A 19,389-nucleotide genomic window follows, 5' to 3' on the forward strand; every position below is an offset into this window, starting at 1 on the left:
CATGCGACGTTTGCAGATCATCACGCCCTCCCCCCCACCGCTCGCGGGCCGACGCGCCCTGCTGGCGGCGGCCGGCCTTGCGCTGACGCTTCCCAAGCTGGCGGCCGCCGCGCCGGGCACCGCGCCTGCTGCCGCCCCTGCGGCGGCGCCAGCTTCCGCAGCCGCACGGGCCAACGCGCCCTCGCCTTCTTCGTCCGCGGCTGCGCCGGCTCCCGCTCCGGTCGCCGCGGCCTGCCATCCGGCCACCGACTGGGCCGCCTTCTCGGGGCGCCACATCCAGCCCGACGGCCGGGTGATCGACTTCAGCACGGCGCAGCAGCAGTCGACCTCCGAAGGCCAGTCGTACGGCCTGTTCTTCGCGCTGGTCCACAACGACCGCGCCACCTTCGCGCGCGTGCTGTCCTGGACCGAGGCCAACCTCGCGGGCGGCAGCCTGGCCAAGCAGTTGCCGGCCTGGCAGTGGGGCCGCAAGCCCGAAGGCGGCTGGGGCGTGCTCGATGCCAACTCGGCATCCGACTCGGACCTGTGGATCGCCTACGCGCTGATGGAAGGCGGCCGGCTCTGGAACGAGGCCAACTACCGCACCCTCGGGCGCGCCGTACTGGCCATGGTGGTGCGCGACGAAGTGATCTCGCTGCCCGGGCTCGGCCGCATGCTGCTGCCCTGGCCCAAGTCGGTGGCCAGCGGGCCGCTGTGGCGCCTCAACCCGAGCTACATGCCGCTGCAGTTGCTGCGCTACTTCCAGCAGGCCGACCCGGCAGGCCCGTGGAGCGAGGTCACGGACAACACGCTGCGCATGTTCGGCGGCGTCACGCCCAAGGGTTTCGCGCCCGACTGGTGCGCCTGGTCGCAGAGCGATCGCGCCTTCGTGCCCGACCCGCTGAAGGGTGCCACCGGCAGCTACGACGCCATTCGCACGTACCTCTGGGCGGGCATGCTGTCCGACAAGGACCCGGCCCGCAAGATGCTGCTGCTGAGCCTGCGCGGCCCGCACCAGGAGCTGGCCAATGGCCATCCGGTGCCCGAATACGTCGACACCGTGACGGGTGCCGTGCGCGGCATGGCGCCGCTGGGTTTCTCGGGCGCGATGCTGCCCTACCTGAAGGCGCTGAACGACAACGACGCCCTGGCCGTGCAGGTCGCGCGCGTGCCGGGCGGCCGCGTGCCCCCTCGTGCGCCGAACGACACCACCCCGCCGGTGGCGCCTTTGCCTTACTACGAACAGTGCCTGTTGCTTTTCGGGCAGGCCTGGCTCGACGGCCGCTATGAATTCGGCCGAAACGGCCAGCTGCAAACCTCATGGAGAACGCTATGCCGTCCCAATCGACCGGCTTGAAGCCGCAGCGTCCCTCTCGCGTCGCCCCACTTGCGTCGCCGCGCACGCCGGGGCGCCTGTCGTCCCAGTCGCAGCAATGGATGGCCTGCCTCGGCATGCTCGCGGCGCTGTGCACCGCCAACCCTGCCCACGCGCAGGCCGACGCCGCCGCGGCGCTCGTCGAGCAAGGCAACTACTGGCAGGCCCAGGGCCGTGCCGACCTGGCCGAGGAGAGCTGGAAGAAGCTGCTGACCGTCAACCCGCGCTCGGCCGACGCGATGTACGGCATGGCGCAGGTCGAGCTGTCGCGCAACAACGCGGAGCCCGCACGCAGCTGGATCGCCCGGCTGCGCGCCGCCGCCCCGAACGACCCGCGCCTTGCACGCCTGCAGCAGCAGGCCCAGCAGCCCGGCCAGGCCGGCAGCACGCTGCAGCGCGCCCGCGCCGCCGCGCGCAGCGGCCGCGCCGCCGAGGCCGTGGAGCTGTACCGCAGCCAGTTCGACAACAAGGCGCCGCCCGAGGCGCTGGCGCTGGAGTACTACCAGGTGCTCGCCAGCACGCCGCAAGGTGCCGACGAGGGCCGCAAGGGCCTCGAGCAGCTGGTGAAGGACCACCCCGACAACGCCAACTACCGGCTCGCGCTGGCGCAGCAGAAGACCTACAGCGAACCGACGCGCCGCGCCGGCATCCGCGAACTGGTCGAGCTGAGCAAGCAGCCCGCCGTGGCCGGCGCCGCGCGCGCGGCCTGGCGCCAGGCGCTGATCTGGCTCGACGCGCGCCAGCCCGACGTGCCGCTTTACCAGGACTACCTGAGCAGCAACCAGACCGATGCGGCCGTGGCTGCCCGGCTGGAAACGCTCACCACCGCCAAGGCCGCCGCGGCCAGCACGCCCGACGTGCCCGTGGGCGAAGGCTTCAAGGCGCTGGACCGCGGCGACGCGGCCACCGCCGAGCAGCGCTTCCAGCTGGCGCTGCGCGCCAAGGCCGACGACACCGAGGCCCTGGGCGGCCTGGGCCTGGTGCGGCTGCGCCAGGAGCGCTTCAGCGAAGCGCAGGAACTGCTGGAGCGCGCTGTGCGCGGCGGCGGCAGCAAATGGAATTCGGCGCTGCAAAGCGCCACCTACTGGACGCTGGTCGGGCAGGCCCGCGCCGCGCAAGGCAAGAACGACCTGCGCGGTGCGCAGTCGCTGTATGAACGCGCCGTGCGCATCGACGCGCGCGAACCCGTGGGCCAGAACGCGCTGGCCGACCTGCGCGCCGCCGCCGGCGACTTCGCGCAGGCCGAACAGGGCTACAAGCGCGTGCTCGAAAGCAAGCCGCAGAACACGCAGGCGCTGCGCGGGCTGATCTCGGTGTACGGCCAGACCGGCCGCCCCGACGAGGCCCTGGCGCTCGCGCGCCGCCTCACGCCCGAGCAGGCCACGCAGCTCGGCGGCCTGCGCGACATCCAGGTCGAGCAGGCACGCACCCGTGCCCGCCAGCAGGCCGATGCCGGCGACGCGGCCGGCGCGCAGCGCACGCTCGAAGACGCGATGCTCGCGGCGCCCGACAGCCCGTGGGTGCGCCTGGACCTGGCGAACATCTACCGCAAGCAAGGCATGGTGTCCGAGGCGCGCGGCGTGATGGAAGGGCTGCTGATGTCGCAGCCCGACATGCCCGACGCGCTGTACGCCAGCGCCCTGCTCGCCTCCGAAACGGGCGACTCGGCCGCCGGCATCCAGTACCTCGAACGCATTCCCGCCGCATCGCGCACGCGCGACATGGCCGGGCTGCAGCGCCGCCTGTGGGCGCAGTCGCAGGCCGCGCGCGCACTCGCATTGGCACGCCAGGGCCAGGTCGACGCGGCCCGCGGCGTGCTCGCCCAGGCCGAGTCGGCGCTGAGCACCGACATGCCGGCCGAACTGTGGGGCCAGCTGGCAGGCGCCTACGCGGAGATCGGCGACGCGCCGCGCGCACTCGCCATGAGCCGCCAGCTGCTCGCGCGCTCGCCCACCCCGAGCACCGGCGACCGCCTGCTGTATGCGTCGGTGCTGCTCAAGACCAAGCAGGACATCGAGCTGTCCGCCGTGCTGCGCCAGCTTGCCGGCGTGAACATGACGGCCGGCCAGCGCAACGACTTCGACAGCCTGCGCGTGGCCTTCGCGCTGCGACAGGCCGACGCGCTGCGCGAAGCCGGCAACCTGGAAGCCGCGTACAACGCGATGGCGCCGGTGCTTGCCGAGCGCCCGAACGACCCGCAGGCCATGGGCGCGCTGGCGCGCATGTACTCGGCGGCCCGCGACGAGAGCCAGGCCCTGGCCCTGTACCAGCGCATTCTTCAGCGCAACCCGACCGACCTGGACACCCTGCTGGCCGCCGCCGCCAGCGCCAGTGCGCAACGCGAACACGGCGAGGCCGAGAACTACGTCATGGCCGCGCTGAAGCAGGCGCCCGACCAGTCGCGCGTGCTGGCTGCCGCCGGCCGCGTGTACCGCAATGCGGGCGAAAGCCGCAAGGCCGAGCAGTACCTGCGCGCGGCGGTGGACGCCGAACGGCAGGTCGCCTCGGGCGGTGCGCCGGGCGGCGTGCCGTCGCAGATGGGAGGCGGCAACCCGTTCGCCGGCATGACCGGCAGCGGCGCGCCGGGCGCGGCCGTGCCCACGGGCTATCCGCCGGCCAACGGCAACCCGTTCGCGCAGCAGGCGCGCATGCAGCCGGTGTCCTATCCGGGTGCGGCGGCCGCGGCACCGGTCTACGCGCAGGCCTACCCTGCGGCGGGTTACCCCGTGAACCCGCAGCAGCAGGCCTACCCTGCCTACCCGGGCGGGGCAACGCCGAACGCCTACCCACCGGGTGCCCTGCCCTGGGGTACCGCCGCACCGGCGTCCACGGCCAAGGGCCGCGCGTCCACGGCCAAGGGCGCGACGCGCACCGCGCGCAACAACGCGAACAACGGCAACGTGCCGCAAGCCTCGGCCTATGTGGCACCGTCGATGCAGCCGATGCAGCAGTACCCGGTGCCCGGCACGCAGCAGGTGGCGCCGGTCTACATTCCGCAGGCGCAACCGGGCGGCTATCCGGTGTATCCGCAAGCCAATGCGGCCTATGCGCAGGCCAACGCCCCGCGCAGCGAACCCAGCTGGAATGCGCCGCTGCGCCCCGCGCCGGCGACCACGCTGACCTCCGAGTTGCAGGACCTCGAGGCGCAGCGTGCCGTCAGCCTCACCGCCGGCACCGTCTTTCGCAACCGTGCGGGCGAAGCGGGCCTGAGCCGGCTGTCGGACTTCCAGCTGCCGGTGCAGGCACGCTTTCCGGTCGGCGAAGGCAAGATCGTCGTGGGCGTGACGCCCACGGTGCTCGACGCCGGCACGCCCGCCAGCGACTACCCCACCGGCAGCCGCTTCGGCGGCGGCCCGGCGGCGGCGCTCAATGCGCTGCGCAGCGGCACGACGACCAACCAGCAGAACGCCAGCGGCGTCGGCCTGAACGTGGGCTACGAAGGCAAGAACCTCGAGGCCGGCATCGGCACCACGCCATTGGGTTTCCCGACCACGAACGTGGTGGGCAACGTCACCTTCAAGGGTGGCTTCGGCGACTCGTGGACCTACAAGGCCGACCTCTCGCGCCGCGCGGTGACGGACAGCGTGCTGTCGTTCGCCGGCGCGAAGGACGAGCGCACCAACGAGCGCTGGGGCGGCGTGGTCGCCACCGGCGCGCGCGGCGACATCGGCTACGACGACGGCACCTACGGTGTGTACGGCTACCTCGCGGCGCACGGCATCACGGGCAAGAACGTGGCCAGCAACTCGCGCTTCGAAACGGGCGGCGGCGCCTACCTGCACCTGCTGAACAGCGCCAGCTCCAAGCTCACGCTGGGCATGAACATCGGGCTGATGGGCTACGACAAGAACCTCAGCTACTACACCTTCGGGCAAGGCGGCTACTTCAGCCCGCAGAGCTTCGTGAGCGTGGCGTTCCCGGTCGACTGGACCGGCCGCGCCGACCGGCTCTCATGGCGTGTGAACGCCTCGCTGGGCGTGCAGTCGTTCACCCAGAAGTCGTCGCCCTACTTCCCGACGGACCCGACGCGCAACGCCGGCGCATCGAGCGCGGCCAGCGAAGCGCTGGCGCTGGGCCTGAGCAGTGCGGTCTACAACAACACGTACGCCAGCACGTCGAAGACCGGCCTGGCCTACAACCTGGCCGCGGTGCTCGAGTACCAGCTGGCGCCGAAGATGTTCCTGGGGGGTGCGCTCGGCTTCAACAACGCGCAGAACTACCGCCAGTTCACCGGCAGCGTGTACCTGCGCTACATGTTCGGCGGCTCGAGCACGCTGGGTGCGCCGGGCTACGGCAGCGGGAGCGGCACCACGCTGAACCCGATGACCTCGCCCTACACGCCGCTGCTCTGACGCGCAAGCCGGGGCGCCGGGCCCCGGTTCGGCGCCCTGTCAGCTGGGGGCCACAGCGGGCAGCACGATCGTGCCGGTCGGCGCGTCGGTGCCCCACAGGGGCGCCTGCTCGTACTGCGCCACCCATTGCACGATGTCCTTGGCGGCCATTGGCCTGGCAATGCCGTAGCCCTGGGCCAGCGTGCAGCCCATGGCGAGCAGCACTTCGCCCAGCTTCGCGGTTTCCACGCCCTCGGCCACCGCCGTGAGGCCGAGCGCATTCAGCAGCGCCAGGATGCCCTGCACGATGGCGCGGTCCTGTTCGTTCTCGGCCATGCCGCGCACGAAGGACTGGTCGATCTTCACGGCAGACACCGGCAACTGGCGCAGGTAGGTCAGCGACGAATAGCCGGTGCCGAAGTCGTCGATGGTGACGCCCACGCCCAGCGCCTTGCAGGCCTCCACGAACAGGGCGACGTTCGCGAACTGGCTGATGGCCGTGGTCTCGAGGATTTCCAGCTCGAGCATGCCGGCGCCCAGCTTCGGAAACTGCGCCAGGTGGCGCGCCAGCCGGTCGACGAAGTCCCAGCGCATCATGTGGCGCGGCGCGACGTTCACGCTCACCGAAATCTGCAGGCCCGCCAGGCGCCACTGGTGCGCCTGCCAGAGCGCGGTGGCAATGGCCCAGTCGCCCACCTGCTCGACCAGCGCATCGTCCTCGATGAGCGGCACGAACTGCACGGGTGGCAGCAGGCCGCGCTCGGGGTGCTGCCAGCGGATCAGTGCCTCCACGCCGACCACCACGCCGCGCTGCATGTCGACCTTGGGCTGGTAGACCAGGAAGAACTCGCCCTGCAGCAGCCCTTCCTGGATGCGCTGGCGTTCGCGCACGATCTGCTCGTCGGCGCGCGCCTGCGGGGCGTCGAAATAGTGCACCTTGCCGTCGGCCGCGCGCTTGGCGAAGAAGGCCGCGTGCTGCGCCTGGCGCAGGGCGGTTTCGGGCGGCGGGCCGTTGCTGTCGAGCATCATGGCGCCGATGCTGGCGTCGATGCTGGCGGGCTGGTCGCGCCAGACCCAGGGCTCGGCCAGCGCGGTCTGGATGCGTTCGAGCACCTGCGCGCATTGCGAGGTGCCCAGGCCGGCGAACACGGCCGCGAACTCGTCGCCGCCCACCCGGGCCATCACGCTCTCGCGGGGCAACTGCGCCTGCACGCGGCGGGCCACCTCTTCGAGCGCGGCATTGCCCGCGACCATGCCCAGGCGGTCGTTCAGCTCGGCAAAGCGGTCGACGTCGATGTAGCAGACAGCCGCCAGGCGCTTGCCTGCCCGGGCCCAATCGGCCATCAGCGGGCGCAGCACCTCATCCGGCGGAAGGCGTGCCGAACCGTCGTAGTACGAAGGCAATGAGACGGGAGGTTGGGTGTTCGACAAAAGACTGTGGCTCCGGAAAGTCGCGGACTATTGTTCTCCCAATTCGGGGCATTCTGCGGTCAGGCACCCAGAAATGTTACACGCGCAGTGTGCGCACAACACTCGTGCATGCATCCCGCGGCCGCCGCCAGCCGGGCTAGCCACAGAACGCACCCACCACCCGGCCGGTGGACTCGATCTGCACGCTGAGCCGCGTGATGTCCGGCGCCGGATAGTCGGTGTCCGCGGCCAGCACGACGCGCGCCAGCGTGGCGCCCGCGCGCTGGCGCATTTCTTCCAGCAGCTGCGGGGTCGCACGCAGGCCCAGCCCGAAACGCGCGGCAGCGGCCCGGCAGGCCTCGGGCGGCGCGGCGAAGCTCGGCGGCTCGGGCACCTCGGAGGTAAGCGGCCGGTCCTTCGGGGGTGCCTGGCAGCCTGCGAGCAGCAAGCCCGTACCCATCGCCAGGGCCACGGCCCTCAGTGCAAACCGGACCCGGCCTGGACCATTCATCGTCATGCGCATGTGTTCTTGCTCCTTGAAACTGGGCGAGAGCTTAGGGGACCCGGCGACGGCCCCGCGGCACAGGTTACGCCCGCGCCCGGGCAAAGCATCAACTAATTCACGCTGCCGCAGGCCGGTCTCGCGTTCGAGGCGTATGCTGAAACCGACGCCCGCACCCAGGCCCACCGGCCGCCCCTTCCATGACACAGCAGCAGCCTGCCCCCACTGTTTTCCTGATCGACGTCGACAACACCCTGCTCGACAACGACCGGGTCATTGCCGACCTTCGCAAGCACCTCGAGGACGCCTTCGGCGCCGACAGCGCCAACCGCTACTGGACAGCGTTCGAGCAGTTGCGCGGCGAACTGGGCTACGTCGACTACCTGGGCGCCCTGCAGCGCTACCGCGCCGAGGAAAGCCGCCACGGCATGAGCGACTCCCGGCTGCTGCTGATGTCGAGCTTTCTCATCGACTACCCCTTCGCCGAGCGGCTCTACCCCGGCGCGCTGGAGGCCCTGAAGCACCTGCGCCGCCATGGGCCCACGGTGATCCTGTCCGACGGCGACGTGGTGTTCCAGCCGCGCAAGGTGCAGCGCTCGGGCCTGTGGGACGCCACCGAGGGCCGCGTGCTGATCTACGTGCACAAGGAGCAGATGCTCGACGCCATCGAGCAGTGCCACCCGGCGAAGCACTACGTCATGATCGACGACAAGCTGCGCATCCTGTCGGCCATGAAGGCCATCTGGGGGCCGCGTCTGACGACGGTCTTCGTGCGGCAAGGGCACTATGCGCTGGACACGCAGGCCATTGCCGCCTACGCCCCCGCCGACATCACCATCGAACGCATCGGCGACCTGATCAACTTCGACTTTCCATCGACATGAGCCAAGCCACCAACCCACTCGCGGGCCAGCCCGCCCCGCTCGACCTGCTGGTCAACGTGCCGCGACTGATCTCGGCCTACTACACCGGGCGGCCCGACCCGTCCGTGGCCAGCCAGCGCGTGGCCTTCGGCACCTCGGGGCACCGCGGCTCTTCGTTCGACGACGCCTTCAACGAATGGCACGTGCTGGCCATCAGCCAGGCCATCTGCGACTACCGCAAGCACAAAGGCATCGACGGCCCGCTGTTCCTGGGCATCGACACGCATGCGCTGTCCACGCCGGCCTTCAACAGCGCGGTGGAGGTGCTCGCGGCCAACGGGGTCGAGCTGATGATCTCGAAGGACGACGAATACACGCCCACGCCGGCCGTGTCGCACGCGATCCTGGTCTACAACCGAGGCCGAACCACAGGCCTGGCCGACGGCATCGTCATCACGCCTTCGCACAACCCCCCCGAGAGCGGCGGCTTCAAGTACAACCCGCCCAACGGCGGCCCGGCGGGCACCGACATCACCTCGGCCGTCGAAGCGGCGGCCAACAGGATGCTGGCCAACAACCTCGAGGGCGTGAAGCGCATGCCGCTCGCGCAGGCCCTGCGCGCCTCGACCACGCACCGGCACGACTACCTCAACACCTACGTCGAGGACCTGGCGCAGGTGCTGGACATGGACGCGATCCGCGGCGTGGACATCGACCTGGGCGTCGACCCGCTGGGCGGTGCCGGCGTGCACTACTGGCCGGCGATCGCGGCGCGCTACAAGCTGTCGCGGCTCAGCGTGCTGAGCCAGGAGGTCGACCCGACCTTCCGCTTCATGTCGCTCGACTGGGACGGCCGCATCCGCATGGACCCCTCGTCGCCCGACGCCATGCACAAGCTGATTGCCCTGAAAGACCGCTTCGGCATCGCCTTCGCCTGCGACACCGACCACGACCGCCACGGCATCGTGGCGGGCAGCACGGGGCTGATGCAGCCCAACAGCTACCTCGCCGTGATGATCGACTACCTCTACACGCACCGCCCGCAATGGCCCGCGCAGGCGGCGGTCGGCAAGACGGTGGTGAGCAGCCAGATGATCGACCGCGTCACCGCGCGGCTGGCGCGCAGGCTGTACGAGGTGCCGGTGGGCTTCAAGTGGTTCGTCGACGGGCTGGTCGATGCCTCGCTGGCCTTCGGTGGCGAAGAGAGCGCAGGCGCGACCTTCCTGCGCCACGACGGCACGGTGTGGACCACCGACAAGGACGGCATGGTGCCCGCCCTGCTCTCGGCCGAGATCGCCGCGCGCACCGGGCGCGACCCGGGCGAGCGCTACGCGGAGCTGACGCAGGCGCTGGGCCAGCCGGTGTCCGACCGCGTGGACGCGGCGGCCACCGTCGAGCAGAAGAAGCGGCTGTCGAGCCTGTCGCCGGAACAGATCCGCTCCACCGAACTGGCGGGCGACAAGATCGTGAACGTGCTGAGCCATGCGCCGGGCAACGGCGCGCCCATCGGCGGCGTGAAGGTGGTCACCGAGAACGGCTGGTTCGCGGCGCGGCCTTCGGGCACGGAGAACATCTACAAGATCTACGGCGAGAGCTTCAAGGGCACGGAGCACCTGGCACGCATCCTCGAAGAGGCGCAGCAGGTGGTGGACGGGGCGCTCTCGGGGTCTTGATGCCATGCACACGCTGGTGCTGCGGCTGAACCCGGGTGACGACCTGCGGACGTCGCTCGATGCGGCCTTGAAGCAAGCCGGTGCACAGGCCGCGTTCGTCGTCTCGGGCATCGGCAGCCTGCGCGGGGCCAGCGTGCGCTTCGCGGGTGCCGAGACGCCGGCACGCATCGAGGGCGACCTGGAAATCCTCACGCTGGCGGGCAGCCTGTCGCCCGACGGTTCGCACATTCACATGAGCGTGTCGGACAGCGAGGGCCGGGTCTTCGGCGGGCATGCGGCGCCCGGGTGCGTGGTACGCACCACAGCCGAAATCCTTGTCGCCGTGCTGCCCGACTGGCAGTTCGCGCGCACGCACGACCCGCTTACCGGCTACGCCGAATTCAGTGCGGCTTGTCGTTCAGGTCGTACTTCATGATGCGGCCATGGCGGCCTTCGAGGTCGCGCTCGACGGCGTAGACATCGCCACTCGGCGCGCTGCGCTGCGAGAGCACCGCATCGAGCGACGCGAGATCGGCCGCATCCAGCTGAAGGTCGAGCACCTTCAGGTGATCCGCCAAGTGGTCGCCGCGCCGCACACCGACGATCACGGCCGCCACGGCCTCTTGCTGCAGCACCCAGCGCATCGCCACCGTCGAGATCGACACGCCATGCCGCAGCGCGATCTGCTTCAGTTGCCCCAGCAACTGCTGGAACAGGTCCCAGCCGCCGAAGTCGTCGATGATGAGCTTGTACTTGACCAACGAGCGGTTCTCGAACGACTGGCCCGGATCGCCGACGCCCAGCCAGCGCTCCGACAGGAAGCCGCCGGCCACGCTGCCGTAGCACAGCAGCTTCATTCCTGACTGCATTCCGTACGGCGCCATCAGCGGCGCGGGCCGCTGGTCGAGCAGCGAATACTGCACCTGCATGCTGAACAGCGGCACGCCCGCATCGGCCATCTCGCGCGCGTGCGCGGTGTCGAAGTTGGTGCCCCCCAGGCGGTCGATCTTGCCGGCGCGCTGCAGTTCCACCAGCCAGTGCGCCACCTCGAGATAGCGCGGCACGGCGTAGTTCCACCAGTGGAACTGCACGAGGTCGAGCCGCTCCATCCGCAGGCGCTTCAGCGAGCGGTCGATGATCTGCTCGACCTGGCGCTTGTCGATGCTCGGCAGGAGGGCCAGGTCGGGCACGAACTTGGTATGCACGCGCAGCTGCGAGAGGCTGTCACGGCCATGGCGCTGGACGTGGTCGGCGCGAAACTCGCCGATCATTTCTTCCACGCCGGTGTAGATGTCGGCGCAATCGAAGGTGGTGATGCCGGCGTCGTAGTACGCCGCCATGTCGGCGATGGCACGCGTGCGGTCCACGTCGCCGTGGCCGCCGGCCAACTGCCAGCCGCCCTTCAGCAGGCGTGAAATTTCATAGCCGGGCGCAAGTTCGATGCGGTGTTGCGAATTCTTCGAAGGCTGCGAGGGGTTCATGGGGACTCGTTCGATGGATGGACAACCGCCGTGGTGTCGGCGTGGCGAAAGGTGCGCAGCCCGATGCGCGTGATGAGAAAACGCGAGGGACAGTTCGGGTCGGGACAGGCCACCTCGGCGTCGGTGCTCATCCAGTCGTTCGCGTCGGTGGGCCGCTGCTTGGCGGCCAGCAGCGGCAGCAAGGCGCCCAGCGAATAGATCGAGAAGCCCTGCCCCTCGGGCAGGTGCAGCATCTCACCGCGCAATTCGAAATGGTCGCCGACCTTGGCGCCGCAGTAGATGCGGGCGCCTTCCGGCGCGACGACTTCGACGCGCAGGTCGTGGAGCGTGAAACTGGGGTCGGGGGTCATCGTGGGCCTCGCATGTTCAGGTGTGCAGGTGATCAGGTGTTCAAGGGTTGGGCGGCGTCACCGACAGAATGATTTCGGTCGGCGCCTTCGACTGGTTCAGGTAGCGGTGCGGCAGGCGCGAGTCGAACGAGATGCTCTCGCCCGCCAGCACCGGGTAGTCGACGCCCGCGATCTGCGCCACCAGCGCGCCCGCGACCACGTACACGCACTCGGTCGATGCGTGGCCGCGCGGTTCGTCGGCCGATACCTGGCCGGGTTGCAGCACCGCGCGCAACACTTCGAGCTGGCCATTGCCGGCCGTGAGGCGCTCGTAGCCGACCTGCCCCTTGGGCGCGGTGAGCAGCGAGCGTTCGCCGGGGCGGCTGATCCACACCGACGCCGGGGCGGTTTCGGAGAACAGCGAGGAGACCGACTCGCCGAACACGCCGGCCAGGCGCCGCATGGTCTCGAGGCTGGGGTCGGTGATGGCGCGCTCGATCTGGCTGAGCAGCGTGGCCGACACACCGGCCTGGGTCGCGAGCTCGCGCAAGGACAGGCCGCGTGCGGTCCGAAGCTCCTTCAGTCGCTCACCGATCATTCGGGCGCTCCATGAGTTGTGCAGTGTGGCTTCATTGATTGGCGATGGTATGTGCTGTGCGACTGCACGTCAACGGTGCATTCGATCAAAGGTGGTGCATAGCTATTACCTGGAAATAGCTGAAACCCTGCTTGCGTTTTTTGACAACCTGATTGCACACTCCAGCCAGTTTTGTGCAGTATCACTTTACAGGAGCAGAGAGATGGTCGACACCCCTCCCGCGCGCAGCAGCCAGCCACCCCGCCTGGGCCACCGATGGCTGCTGGTCTTCCCCTTTGTCTGGCAGGCCTGCCTCGCACCGGCGGTGAACGACATCGCAGTCCGGCCCTTCGGCATGCCCTTTCCGATGTTCTGGCAGATGGCGGGCATCGTGCTCACGAGCGTGGTGATTGCGCTCGTCTTCCGGCTCGACGCGCGGGCAGGCGTCGAAGCCGAAGAGGCCGACTTTCTGGAAAAGAGCCTGAAGGCCGAAGATGCTGGCAAGGACGGTGCGCCATGAAGCTCGTGATCGTCCTTGCCATCCTGCTGGCCACCGTGGCGGGCGCCGTGGCCTACGGCCGCCGCACGGGTCACGGCAAGAGCTTCGCCGACTGGGCCGTCGGGGGCCGCAGCCTCGGCACGCTGGTGTTCTGGTTCATGAACGCCGGCGAGGTCTACACCACCTTCGCGGTACTCGGCATCTCGGGGTATGCATGGGCGCTGGGCGCGCCAGCCTACCTGGCGTTCTGCTCGGTCTCGATGAGCTATGCGGTCGGCTACTGGCTGATGCCGAAGATCTGGCGCGCAGGACGGCTGCGCGGGTTGCTCACGCAGTCGGACTTCTTTGCCGCGCGCTACGACGCGCCCTGGCTCGGCGTGCTGACGGGCATGGTCGGCATCGCGTCGCTGGTGGTGTACGTGCAGATCCAGCTGGTGAGCCTCGGGCTGATCGTGCAGCTCACGCTGGGCAACAGCATCTCCAGCGAAGCCGCGACCATCGGCGCCGGCGTGCTGATGATCGCCTTCGTGTTCACGGCCGGTGTGCGCTCCGCCGCCTTCGCGGCCGGCGTGAAGGACATCCTGATGGTGGTCGTCGTGGTGCTGCTGAGCGTGACGGTGGCCAGCAAGGTCGGCGCGGCCTCGCTGATGGACCTGTTCTCGATGGCGGAAAGCAAGCACCCGGGCATCGGCAAGTTTCCGGGGCTGGACGCCACCTCGCCCACCACGGCGATCTGGCTCATGACCTCGGCCATCAACATCGCGCTGGGCAACTGGGTCTTTCCACACCTGTTCCAGATGTCGTACACGGCGCACAGCGCTACCGCCATCCGTCGCAACGCGATCTGGCAGCCGCTGTATTCGCTGGCCTATTTCTTCATCATCCTGCTGGGTTTCGCGGCACTGCTGGCCAACACCCAGCCGCCGGGCGGCAACCTGAACGCTGCCCTGCTGCAGTTCGTGTCGGACCGTTACCCGGCCTGGACGGTCGGGCTGCTTGCGGGCACGGGCTTTCTGCTGGCGCTGGCGCCAGGCTCGCTGCTGCTGCTGACGGCGGGCTCGATCTTCACGCGCAACGTGGTGCAGCCGTTCCGGCCCGGACTGGGCGAGCGCGGGTCACTGGCGCTTTCGCGCGGCTCGCTGGTTGTGTTCGCGGCAATCGCGGTGTGGCTGTCGATCAGCCAGAAGGGTTCGCTGGTGAAGATCCTGCTCGACGCCTATTCGGCCATCGGCATGCTGGCGCCCGGCGTGTTCCTCGGATTCCTGTGGAAACGCACCAGCGCCATCGGCGTGCTCGCCGGGTTGGTGGCGGGCTTCGTCGCCTTGCTGGCGCCGTTCGCGGCGAAGTTCTGGGCGACGGCGGCGCCGCAGTGGGAGGCCGGCCTGATCGCGATGGCGATCAACGCCGCCGTGGTCGTGGTGGTGAGCCTGGCCACCCGTGCGCCGCAGCGCGATGCGGTCGCGCTGGGGCTGCAGCCTCGGGCGGCCTGAAGCGGGCTCAGCCTTCCAGCGCCTCCACGCGCAGCGTCACCACCGGGCCGGCCACTTCGGTCCGTGCCTGCAGCGCATGCACCGCCAGGTCGAGCGTGCCCTGCGCCACGGGGCCGGTCAGCACCAGCACCTGCGGGCCCACGCCCGGTTTCTCGGCGGCCACTGCGACCTGCCGCACCGGCACGCGCTGTTCCGCGAGGCAGGCCGTCACCGCCTGGATCTGGCCGACAGCCGTGACCGGCACGCGCAGGTAGTGCGCGGTGTGCACAGCGGCGCGGGGAAGCACCGCCAGCGCGTTCGTCGCGTGGGCATGCACGCCGAGGTGCGGCACGTGCTGCGTGGCGTGAACGCCGTCGAGCCGCGCCACGTCGACCAGGTCGGCGATCACGGCGGACGCGGTCTGCTCCGAGCCTGCGCCCGCGCCGTAGTACATCGTGAGGCCTGCCGCATCGCTCTTGACCATGACGGCGTTCATCGAGCCGTTCACATGCGCCATCAGGTGCTCGGCCGGCACCAGTGCAGGCTGCACGCGCAGCTCCACGCCATTCGCCTGCCGGCGCGCCACGCCCAGCAGCTTGATGCGGTAGCCGAGTTGCTCGGCGCAAGCCACGTCCGCGCCCTGCAGGGACGTGATGCCTTCCACCTGTGCGTCATCGAAGCGCAGCGGCATGCCGAAGGCATTGGCGGCGAGCAGGGTCAGCTTGTGGGCGGCGTCGATGCCTTCGATGTCGAAGCTGGGGTCGGCTTCGGCGTAGCCCAGCGCCTGTGCCTGGGAGAGCGCGGCGGCGAAGTCCAGGCCTTCGTCGCGCATCTTGCTGAGAATGAAGTTGGTGGTGCCGTTGATGATGCCGGCCACCCACTCGATGCGGTTGGCGGCCAAGCCTTCGCGCAGCGCCTTGATGATGGGGATGCTCACCGCCACGGCGCCTTCGTAGGCCACGACCACGCCGTGCACCCGCGCCGCCGCGAATATTTCCGTGCCGTGGACAGCCAGCAGCGCCTTGTTGGCCGTGACCACGTGCTTGCCTTGCGCAATGGCGGCCAGCACCCAGTCGCGTGCGGCACCGGTGCCGCCGGCCACTTCCACGACGACGTCGACATCGGGGTGCGTGGCGACCTGCATAGGGTCGGCCGTCAGCGCCACGCGGTCGCCCACGATGCCCGTTGCCCGCGCCAGGTCGCGCGCCGCGACGATCACCAGCTCGATCGGCCGGCCGGCGCGGGCCGCGATGTCGGCCCGGTTGCGCGCCAGCACGCGAAACGTGCCCGAGCCCACGGTGCCGATGCCGATCATCCCCACGCGCAGGGCACGGATGGCCGCCCGATCGGTTTTCAGGCTGCCGGGCAGAGGCTCGAGGGATTCAACAGGATCGCGGTACATGGACATCTCCAGACGAAAAAACAAAACCCAGCTGCCAGAGCTGGGTTCATTCGTTCGGGGGGAGAGCGATACACCAGGTGGCTGCCGGAACGGCCACCTGCGCGTGTCAGGTGACCGCGGAGGTAATGGTGGTAATCATTCGAGCAACAACCATCGCCTGCACGGAGGCAGGCGGCATCATGCGAGCCATGGAGGCTGCGGCGGATGCGGGGTTGGAGTTGTGGCTCGTCATGAAGGCCCGGAGTGTACAACAGGCTTTTTGGGCCGCCCGGCTCAGGGCGCGGCCGACAGCCGCCTTTCGAGCCACACGCTGTAGCGCGAGAGGCCGAAGCACAGCACCCAGTACACCGCCGCGACGAAGAGGTAGCCCTCGAGGTAGAACGGCCGCCATGTGGGGTCGCCGCCCAGCGCCAGGCCCAGCGCGCCGGTCAGCTCGAACAAGCCGACCACGGTCACGAGCGAGGTGTCCTTCAGCGTGCCGACCACGCTGTTGGTCAGTGCGGGTACCACGAGGCGCAGCGCCTGCGGCAGCACGATGTCGCGCTGCACCGGCCAGCGCCCGAAGCCCAGCGCCATCGCCACGTCGGTCTGCCCGCGCGGCACGGCCTGCAGCCCGCCACGGATGATCTCGGCGAGGTAGGCTGCCACGAACAGCGTGAGTCCGGCCAGCACGCGCACCAGCACATCGGGCTGCCAGCCGGCGGGCCACAGCAGCGGGAGCAGGAACGACGCCATGAACAGCACCGAGATCAGCGGCACGCCGCGCACCAGCTCGATGTAGCTCGCGCTCAAGGTGCGCACCACCGGCCAGCCCGAACGGCGCCCCAGCGCCAGCAGCAAAGCCAGCGGAAAGGCCAGCGCCAGCCCGACCACCGCCAGCCCGATGGTCAGCGGCAGGCCGCCCCAGCGACTGGTGGGCACAGGGGCCAGGCCGAGCACGCCGCCACGCATCAGCCCCACGAACAGCAGCAGCGCGACGACCCACAGCGGCAGCAGCCACCAGCGCCAGCTGCGGGGCCAGGCGCTCAGCACCGTCACGGCCGACAGCACGACCACCGCGATGGCCGGACGCCATTGCTCTTCGTAGGGAAAGCGTCCGAACAGCATCGGGCGCCATTTCTCCGCCACCACGCCCCAGCAGGCCCCGTGCTTCACCGCGCGGCAGGCTTCGGCGTCGGGCCGGAACACGGCGTGCACCACACCCCATTCAACGACATGAAAGCCGACCCACGCCAGCACCGCCAGAAGCAGCACCGTGGCCAGCGCACGCAGCGGCGAACCCCACAGTTCGCTGCGCCACGCGATGGGCCCCTGCGCGACGTTCCTCATTGCCAGCCTCGCAAGGCGACGCGCGCGTTGTATCGGTTCATGCCGAAGGAAATCAGCAGCGACAGCATCAGGTAGACCGCCATGATGATGGCGATGCACTCGAAGGCACGGCCGTTGGAGCCGATGGTGGTGTTGGCCACCGACACCAGCTCCGGATAGCCCACGGCCACCGCCAGCGACGAATTCTTGGTCAGGCTGAGCAACTGGTTGGTGAGCGACGGCACGATCACCCGCAGCGCCTGCGGCAGCACGACGATGCGCAACTGCTGCCCCGACGACAGCCCAAGCGCCTGCCCCGCCAGCACCTGCCCCTGCGACACCGACAGGATGCCCGCGCGCACGATCTCCGCCACGAACGCGGCCGAATAGAAGCTCAGGCCGGCAACGATGGTCACGTACTCCGGGCTCAGCGCCGCGCCGCCGCTCACGCCGAAGTCGCCGCGCTCGGGCCATTCGAAATGCGTGGGCCACCAGCCGCCCTCGCCCGCCACCGGCCAGGGCACGGCGAGGCCGCCCTTGCTGAGCCACACGCCCGGCAACAGCCGAACGGGCTCGGTCGGGTCGGGCAGCAGGTTGGCCATGGCGAAGGCCAGCATCAGCAGCTGCACCAGCAGCGGCACGTTGCGCAGCAGCTCGACATACGCGGTGCAGATGCCGCGCAGGAGCACATGAGGCGCCAGCCGGCCGATGCCGATCAGCGTGCCGAGCACCACCGAGAAAATGGCTGCGGGCACCGCCGCGCGCACGGTGTTGATCAGGCCCGCCAGGAAGGCGCGCCAGGACGGCTGGCCCGCATCGAAGTCGAGCCAGCCCTCGCTGATGGAAAAGCCCGCGGGCTCGGTCAGAAAGTCGAAGCCGGAGCGAACGCCACGCGCGCGAAGCACCTCGAGCGCATGGTGGACCACCCAGACCGCGCCGGCCACGACGGCCAGCACCAGCAGCGCCTGGACGACCCAGGCCAGCCAGGCGCCGCGGCGCGAGGCCTCAGGACTCATCGAACCGGGGGTGCGTAGATGAGGCCGCCCTTGCTCCACAGGTTGTTGGAGCCGCGCGGCAGCTTCAGCACCGACTTCGGTCCGACGTTGCGCTCGAACATTTCGCCGTAGTTGCCCACGGCCTTGATGGCGCGGAACGACCAGTCCTTGTCCAGGCCCAGCAGCTTGCCCAGGTCTTCACCGGTGCCGACCAAGCGCTGCTGCGCGGGGTCCTTGCTGTTGGCCTTGAGCTCGTCGGCGTTGGCCTGCGTGACGCCGAATTCCTCGGCTTCGATCAATGCGTTGGGCACCCACTTGGCAATGGCGAACCACTCGTCGTCGCCGCGGCGCACCAGCGGTGCGAGCGGCTCCTTGGAGATCAGCTCGGGCAGGATGAGGTAGTCGTCGGGGTTGGGCGCTTCCTTGTTGCGCAGGCCGGCCAGCGCCGAGGCGTCGGTCGTGAAGGCCTGGCAGCGGCCCGAGAAGAAGGCCTTGAACGAGGCCTCGAAGCTCTCGAACACGACGGTCTTGACCGGGATGTTCAGGCCGCGAAAGTAGTCGGAAACGTTCTTCTCGTTGGTGGTGCCCGATTGCGTGCAGATGGTCGCGTTCTTCAGCTGCTTGGCACTCGTCACCTTGAGCTTCTTCGGCACCAGGAAGCCCTGGCCGTCGTAGTAGGTGATGGTGGTGAAGTTGAAGCCCAGCGACGCGTCGCGCGTGAGCGTCCAGGTGGTGTTGCGCGCGAGGATGTCGATTTCGCCGGCCTGCAGGGCTGAGAAGCGCTGCTGCGAATTGAGCGGCACGAAGTCGACCTTCTTCGCATCGCCGAGCACGGCCGCCGCGATGGCGCGGCAGGTGTCGACGTCGAGGCCCGACCAGTTGCCCTGCGTGTCCGGTGCGGAGAAGCCCGCCACGCCGTTGGTCACGCCGCACTTGACGGTGCCGCGCTGCTTGACGGCGTCGAGCGTCTTGCCTGCGAAGGCCGGTGCGGCAGCGGCCAGCGCGAGGACGCAGGCGGCGGCGAGCAATGCCGGGCGGAATCGATTGTTCATTGGTGTGTTCTCCTCATCAGTAAGCGAAAGGCAGTGTACGGGCCGGCACCGGACTCTGCCAAAGAACTCGGGGTTGGATGCATATGCACGGCAAGAGGCTGACTGGAAGTGCCGGATGTTCACTACCATACGGCCCTCTCAACACTCTCACTGGAACCTACTCAA

At 69.4% G+C, this 19,389-nt stretch carries 16 protein-coding genes; 7 read left to right on the forward strand and 9 right to left on the reverse strand.

Translation table 11 applies throughout. The features are described 5' to 3' along the window. Position 1 precedes the first annotated feature (1 nt). The gene (gene bcsZ / locus AC0IYU_RS01825) at positions 2 to 1,336 is read left to right on the forward strand and encodes a cellulose synthase complex periplasmic endoglucanase BcsZ (protein ID WP_472112350.1); all 1,335 of its coding nucleotides are present in this window, start codon (positions 2 to 4) and stop codon (positions 1,334 to 1,336) included. Further along, positions 1,312 to 5,706, forward strand: a complete 4,395-nt coding sequence (locus AC0IYU_RS01830) for a cellulose biosynthesis protein BcsC (RefSeq protein ID WP_472112352.1) — start codon at positions 1,312 to 1,314, stop codon at positions 5,704 to 5,706. The genes bcsZ and AC0IYU_RS01830 overlap by 25 nt, the downstream gene beginning before the upstream one ends. A gap of 39 nt (positions 5,707 to 5,745) precedes the next feature. Here AC0IYU_RS01830 and AC0IYU_RS01835 read toward each other — a convergent pair whose 3' ends face one another. Continuing rightward, a complete protein-coding gene (locus AC0IYU_RS01835; RefSeq protein WP_472112355.1) occupies positions 5,746 to 7,116 on the reverse strand; it encodes a putative bifunctional diguanylate cyclase/phosphodiesterase in 1,371 nt (456 codons plus the stop codon). A gap of 136 nt (positions 7,117 to 7,252) precedes the next feature. Continuing rightward, positions 7,253 to 7,612: a hypothetical protein gene (locus AC0IYU_RS01840; RefSeq protein WP_472112358.1), complete on the reverse strand. Its 360-nt coding sequence runs from the start codon at positions 7,610 to 7,612 to the stop codon at positions 7,253 to 7,255. Between the two features lie 185 nt (positions 7,613 to 7,797). On the opposite strand from AC0IYU_RS01840, the gene AC0IYU_RS01845 reads away from it, so the two are divergent. From AC0IYU_RS01845 to AC0IYU_RS01855, 3 genes are read left to right on the forward strand one after another with little or no spacing between them, the layout of a single operon-like run. Next, positions 7,798 to 8,481, forward strand: a complete 684-nt coding sequence (locus tag AC0IYU_RS01845; RefSeq protein WP_472112360.1) for an HAD family hydrolase — start codon at positions 7,798 to 7,800, stop codon at positions 8,479 to 8,481. Next, on the forward strand, positions 8,478 to 10,133 hold the full coding sequence (gene pgm / locus AC0IYU_RS01850) for a phosphoglucomutase (alpha-D-glucose-1,6-bisphosphate-dependent) (protein ID WP_472112363.1): 1,656 nt from the start codon (positions 8,478 to 8,480) through the stop codon (positions 10,131 to 10,133). The genes AC0IYU_RS01845 and pgm overlap by 4 nt, the downstream gene beginning before the upstream one ends. Before the next feature lie 4 nt (positions 10,134 to 10,137). Beyond that, the gene (locus AC0IYU_RS01855; protein WP_472112366.1) at positions 10,138 to 10,548 is read left to right on the forward strand and encodes a PPC domain-containing DNA-binding protein; all 411 of its coding nucleotides are present in this window, start codon (positions 10,138 to 10,140) and stop codon (positions 10,546 to 10,548) included. On the opposite strand, the gene AC0IYU_RS01860 is transcribed toward AC0IYU_RS01855, so the two are convergent. From AC0IYU_RS01860 to AC0IYU_RS01870, 3 genes are read right to left on the reverse strand one after another with little or no spacing between them, the layout of a single operon-like run. Beyond that, positions 10,514 to 11,593 (reverse strand): aldo/keto reductase, encoded by a 1,080-nt coding sequence (locus AC0IYU_RS01860; protein WP_472112368.1) that lies wholly within the window; start codon positions 11,591 to 11,593, stop codon positions 10,514 to 10,516. The two genes, AC0IYU_RS01855 and AC0IYU_RS01860, sit on opposite strands and share 35 nt — an antisense overlap. Further along, positions 11,590 to 11,943, reverse strand: coding sequence for a TIGR04076 family protein (locus tag AC0IYU_RS01865; RefSeq protein WP_472112370.1), 354 nt, complete (start codon positions 11,941 to 11,943; stop codon positions 11,590 to 11,592). The genes AC0IYU_RS01860 and AC0IYU_RS01865 overlap by 4 nt, the downstream gene beginning before the upstream one ends. A gap of 40 nt (positions 11,944 to 11,983) precedes the next feature. Next, positions 11,984 to 12,520, reverse strand: coding sequence for a helix-turn-helix domain-containing protein (locus AC0IYU_RS01870; RefSeq protein ID WP_472112372.1), 537 nt, complete (start codon positions 12,518 to 12,520; stop codon positions 11,984 to 11,986). Between the two features lie 202 nt (positions 12,521 to 12,722). Here AC0IYU_RS01870 and AC0IYU_RS01875 point away from each other — a divergent pair, with 202 nt between their 5' ends. Both AC0IYU_RS01875 and AC0IYU_RS01880 read left to right on the forward strand, forming a co-directional pair. Further along, the gene (locus tag AC0IYU_RS01875; RefSeq protein WP_472112375.1) at positions 12,723 to 13,019 is read left to right on the forward strand and encodes a DUF3311 domain-containing protein; all 297 of its coding nucleotides are present in this window, start codon (positions 12,723 to 12,725) and stop codon (positions 13,017 to 13,019) included. Then, a complete protein-coding gene (locus AC0IYU_RS01880) occupies positions 13,016 to 14,488 on the forward strand; it encodes a sodium:solute symporter family protein (protein ID WP_472112377.1) in 1,473 nt (490 codons plus the stop codon). Before AC0IYU_RS01875 ends, AC0IYU_RS01880 begins: the two co-directional genes overlap by 4 nt. Before the next feature lie 7 nt (positions 14,489 to 14,495). Here the strand turns inward: AC0IYU_RS01880 and AC0IYU_RS01885 are convergent, their stop codons facing one another. The 4 genes from AC0IYU_RS01885 to AC0IYU_RS01900 all read right to left on the reverse strand — a co-directional run bounded on the left by AC0IYU_RS01885 (position 14,496) and on the right by AC0IYU_RS01900 (position 19,224). After that, the gene (locus AC0IYU_RS01885) at positions 14,496 to 15,869 is read right to left on the reverse strand and encodes a homoserine dehydrogenase (RefSeq protein ID WP_472112379.1); all 1,374 of its coding nucleotides are present in this window, start codon (positions 15,867 to 15,869) and stop codon (positions 14,496 to 14,498) included. 273 nt (positions 15,870 to 16,142) lie between these two features. Further along, positions 16,143 to 17,198 carry an amino acid ABC transporter permease gene (locus AC0IYU_RS01890; protein WP_472112382.1) on the reverse strand — a complete coding sequence of 352 codons (1,056 nt, stop codon included), beginning with the start codon at positions 17,196 to 17,198 and terminating at the stop codon, positions 16,143 to 16,145. Then, positions 17,195 to 18,193, reverse strand: coding sequence for an amino acid ABC transporter permease (locus AC0IYU_RS01895; RefSeq protein WP_435440334.1), 999 nt, complete (start codon positions 18,191 to 18,193; stop codon positions 17,195 to 17,197). Before AC0IYU_RS01895 ends, AC0IYU_RS01890 begins: the two co-directional genes overlap by 4 nt. Beyond that, positions 18,190 to 19,224: an amino acid ABC transporter substrate-binding protein gene (locus AC0IYU_RS01900; protein ID WP_435440335.1), complete on the reverse strand. Its 1,035-nt coding sequence runs from the start codon at positions 19,222 to 19,224 to the stop codon at positions 18,190 to 18,192. Before AC0IYU_RS01900 ends, AC0IYU_RS01895 begins: the two co-directional genes overlap by 4 nt. Between the last annotated feature and the right edge of the window lie 165 nt (positions 19,225 to 19,389).

This window comes from Variovorax sp. AC103 (assembly GCF_979254005.1).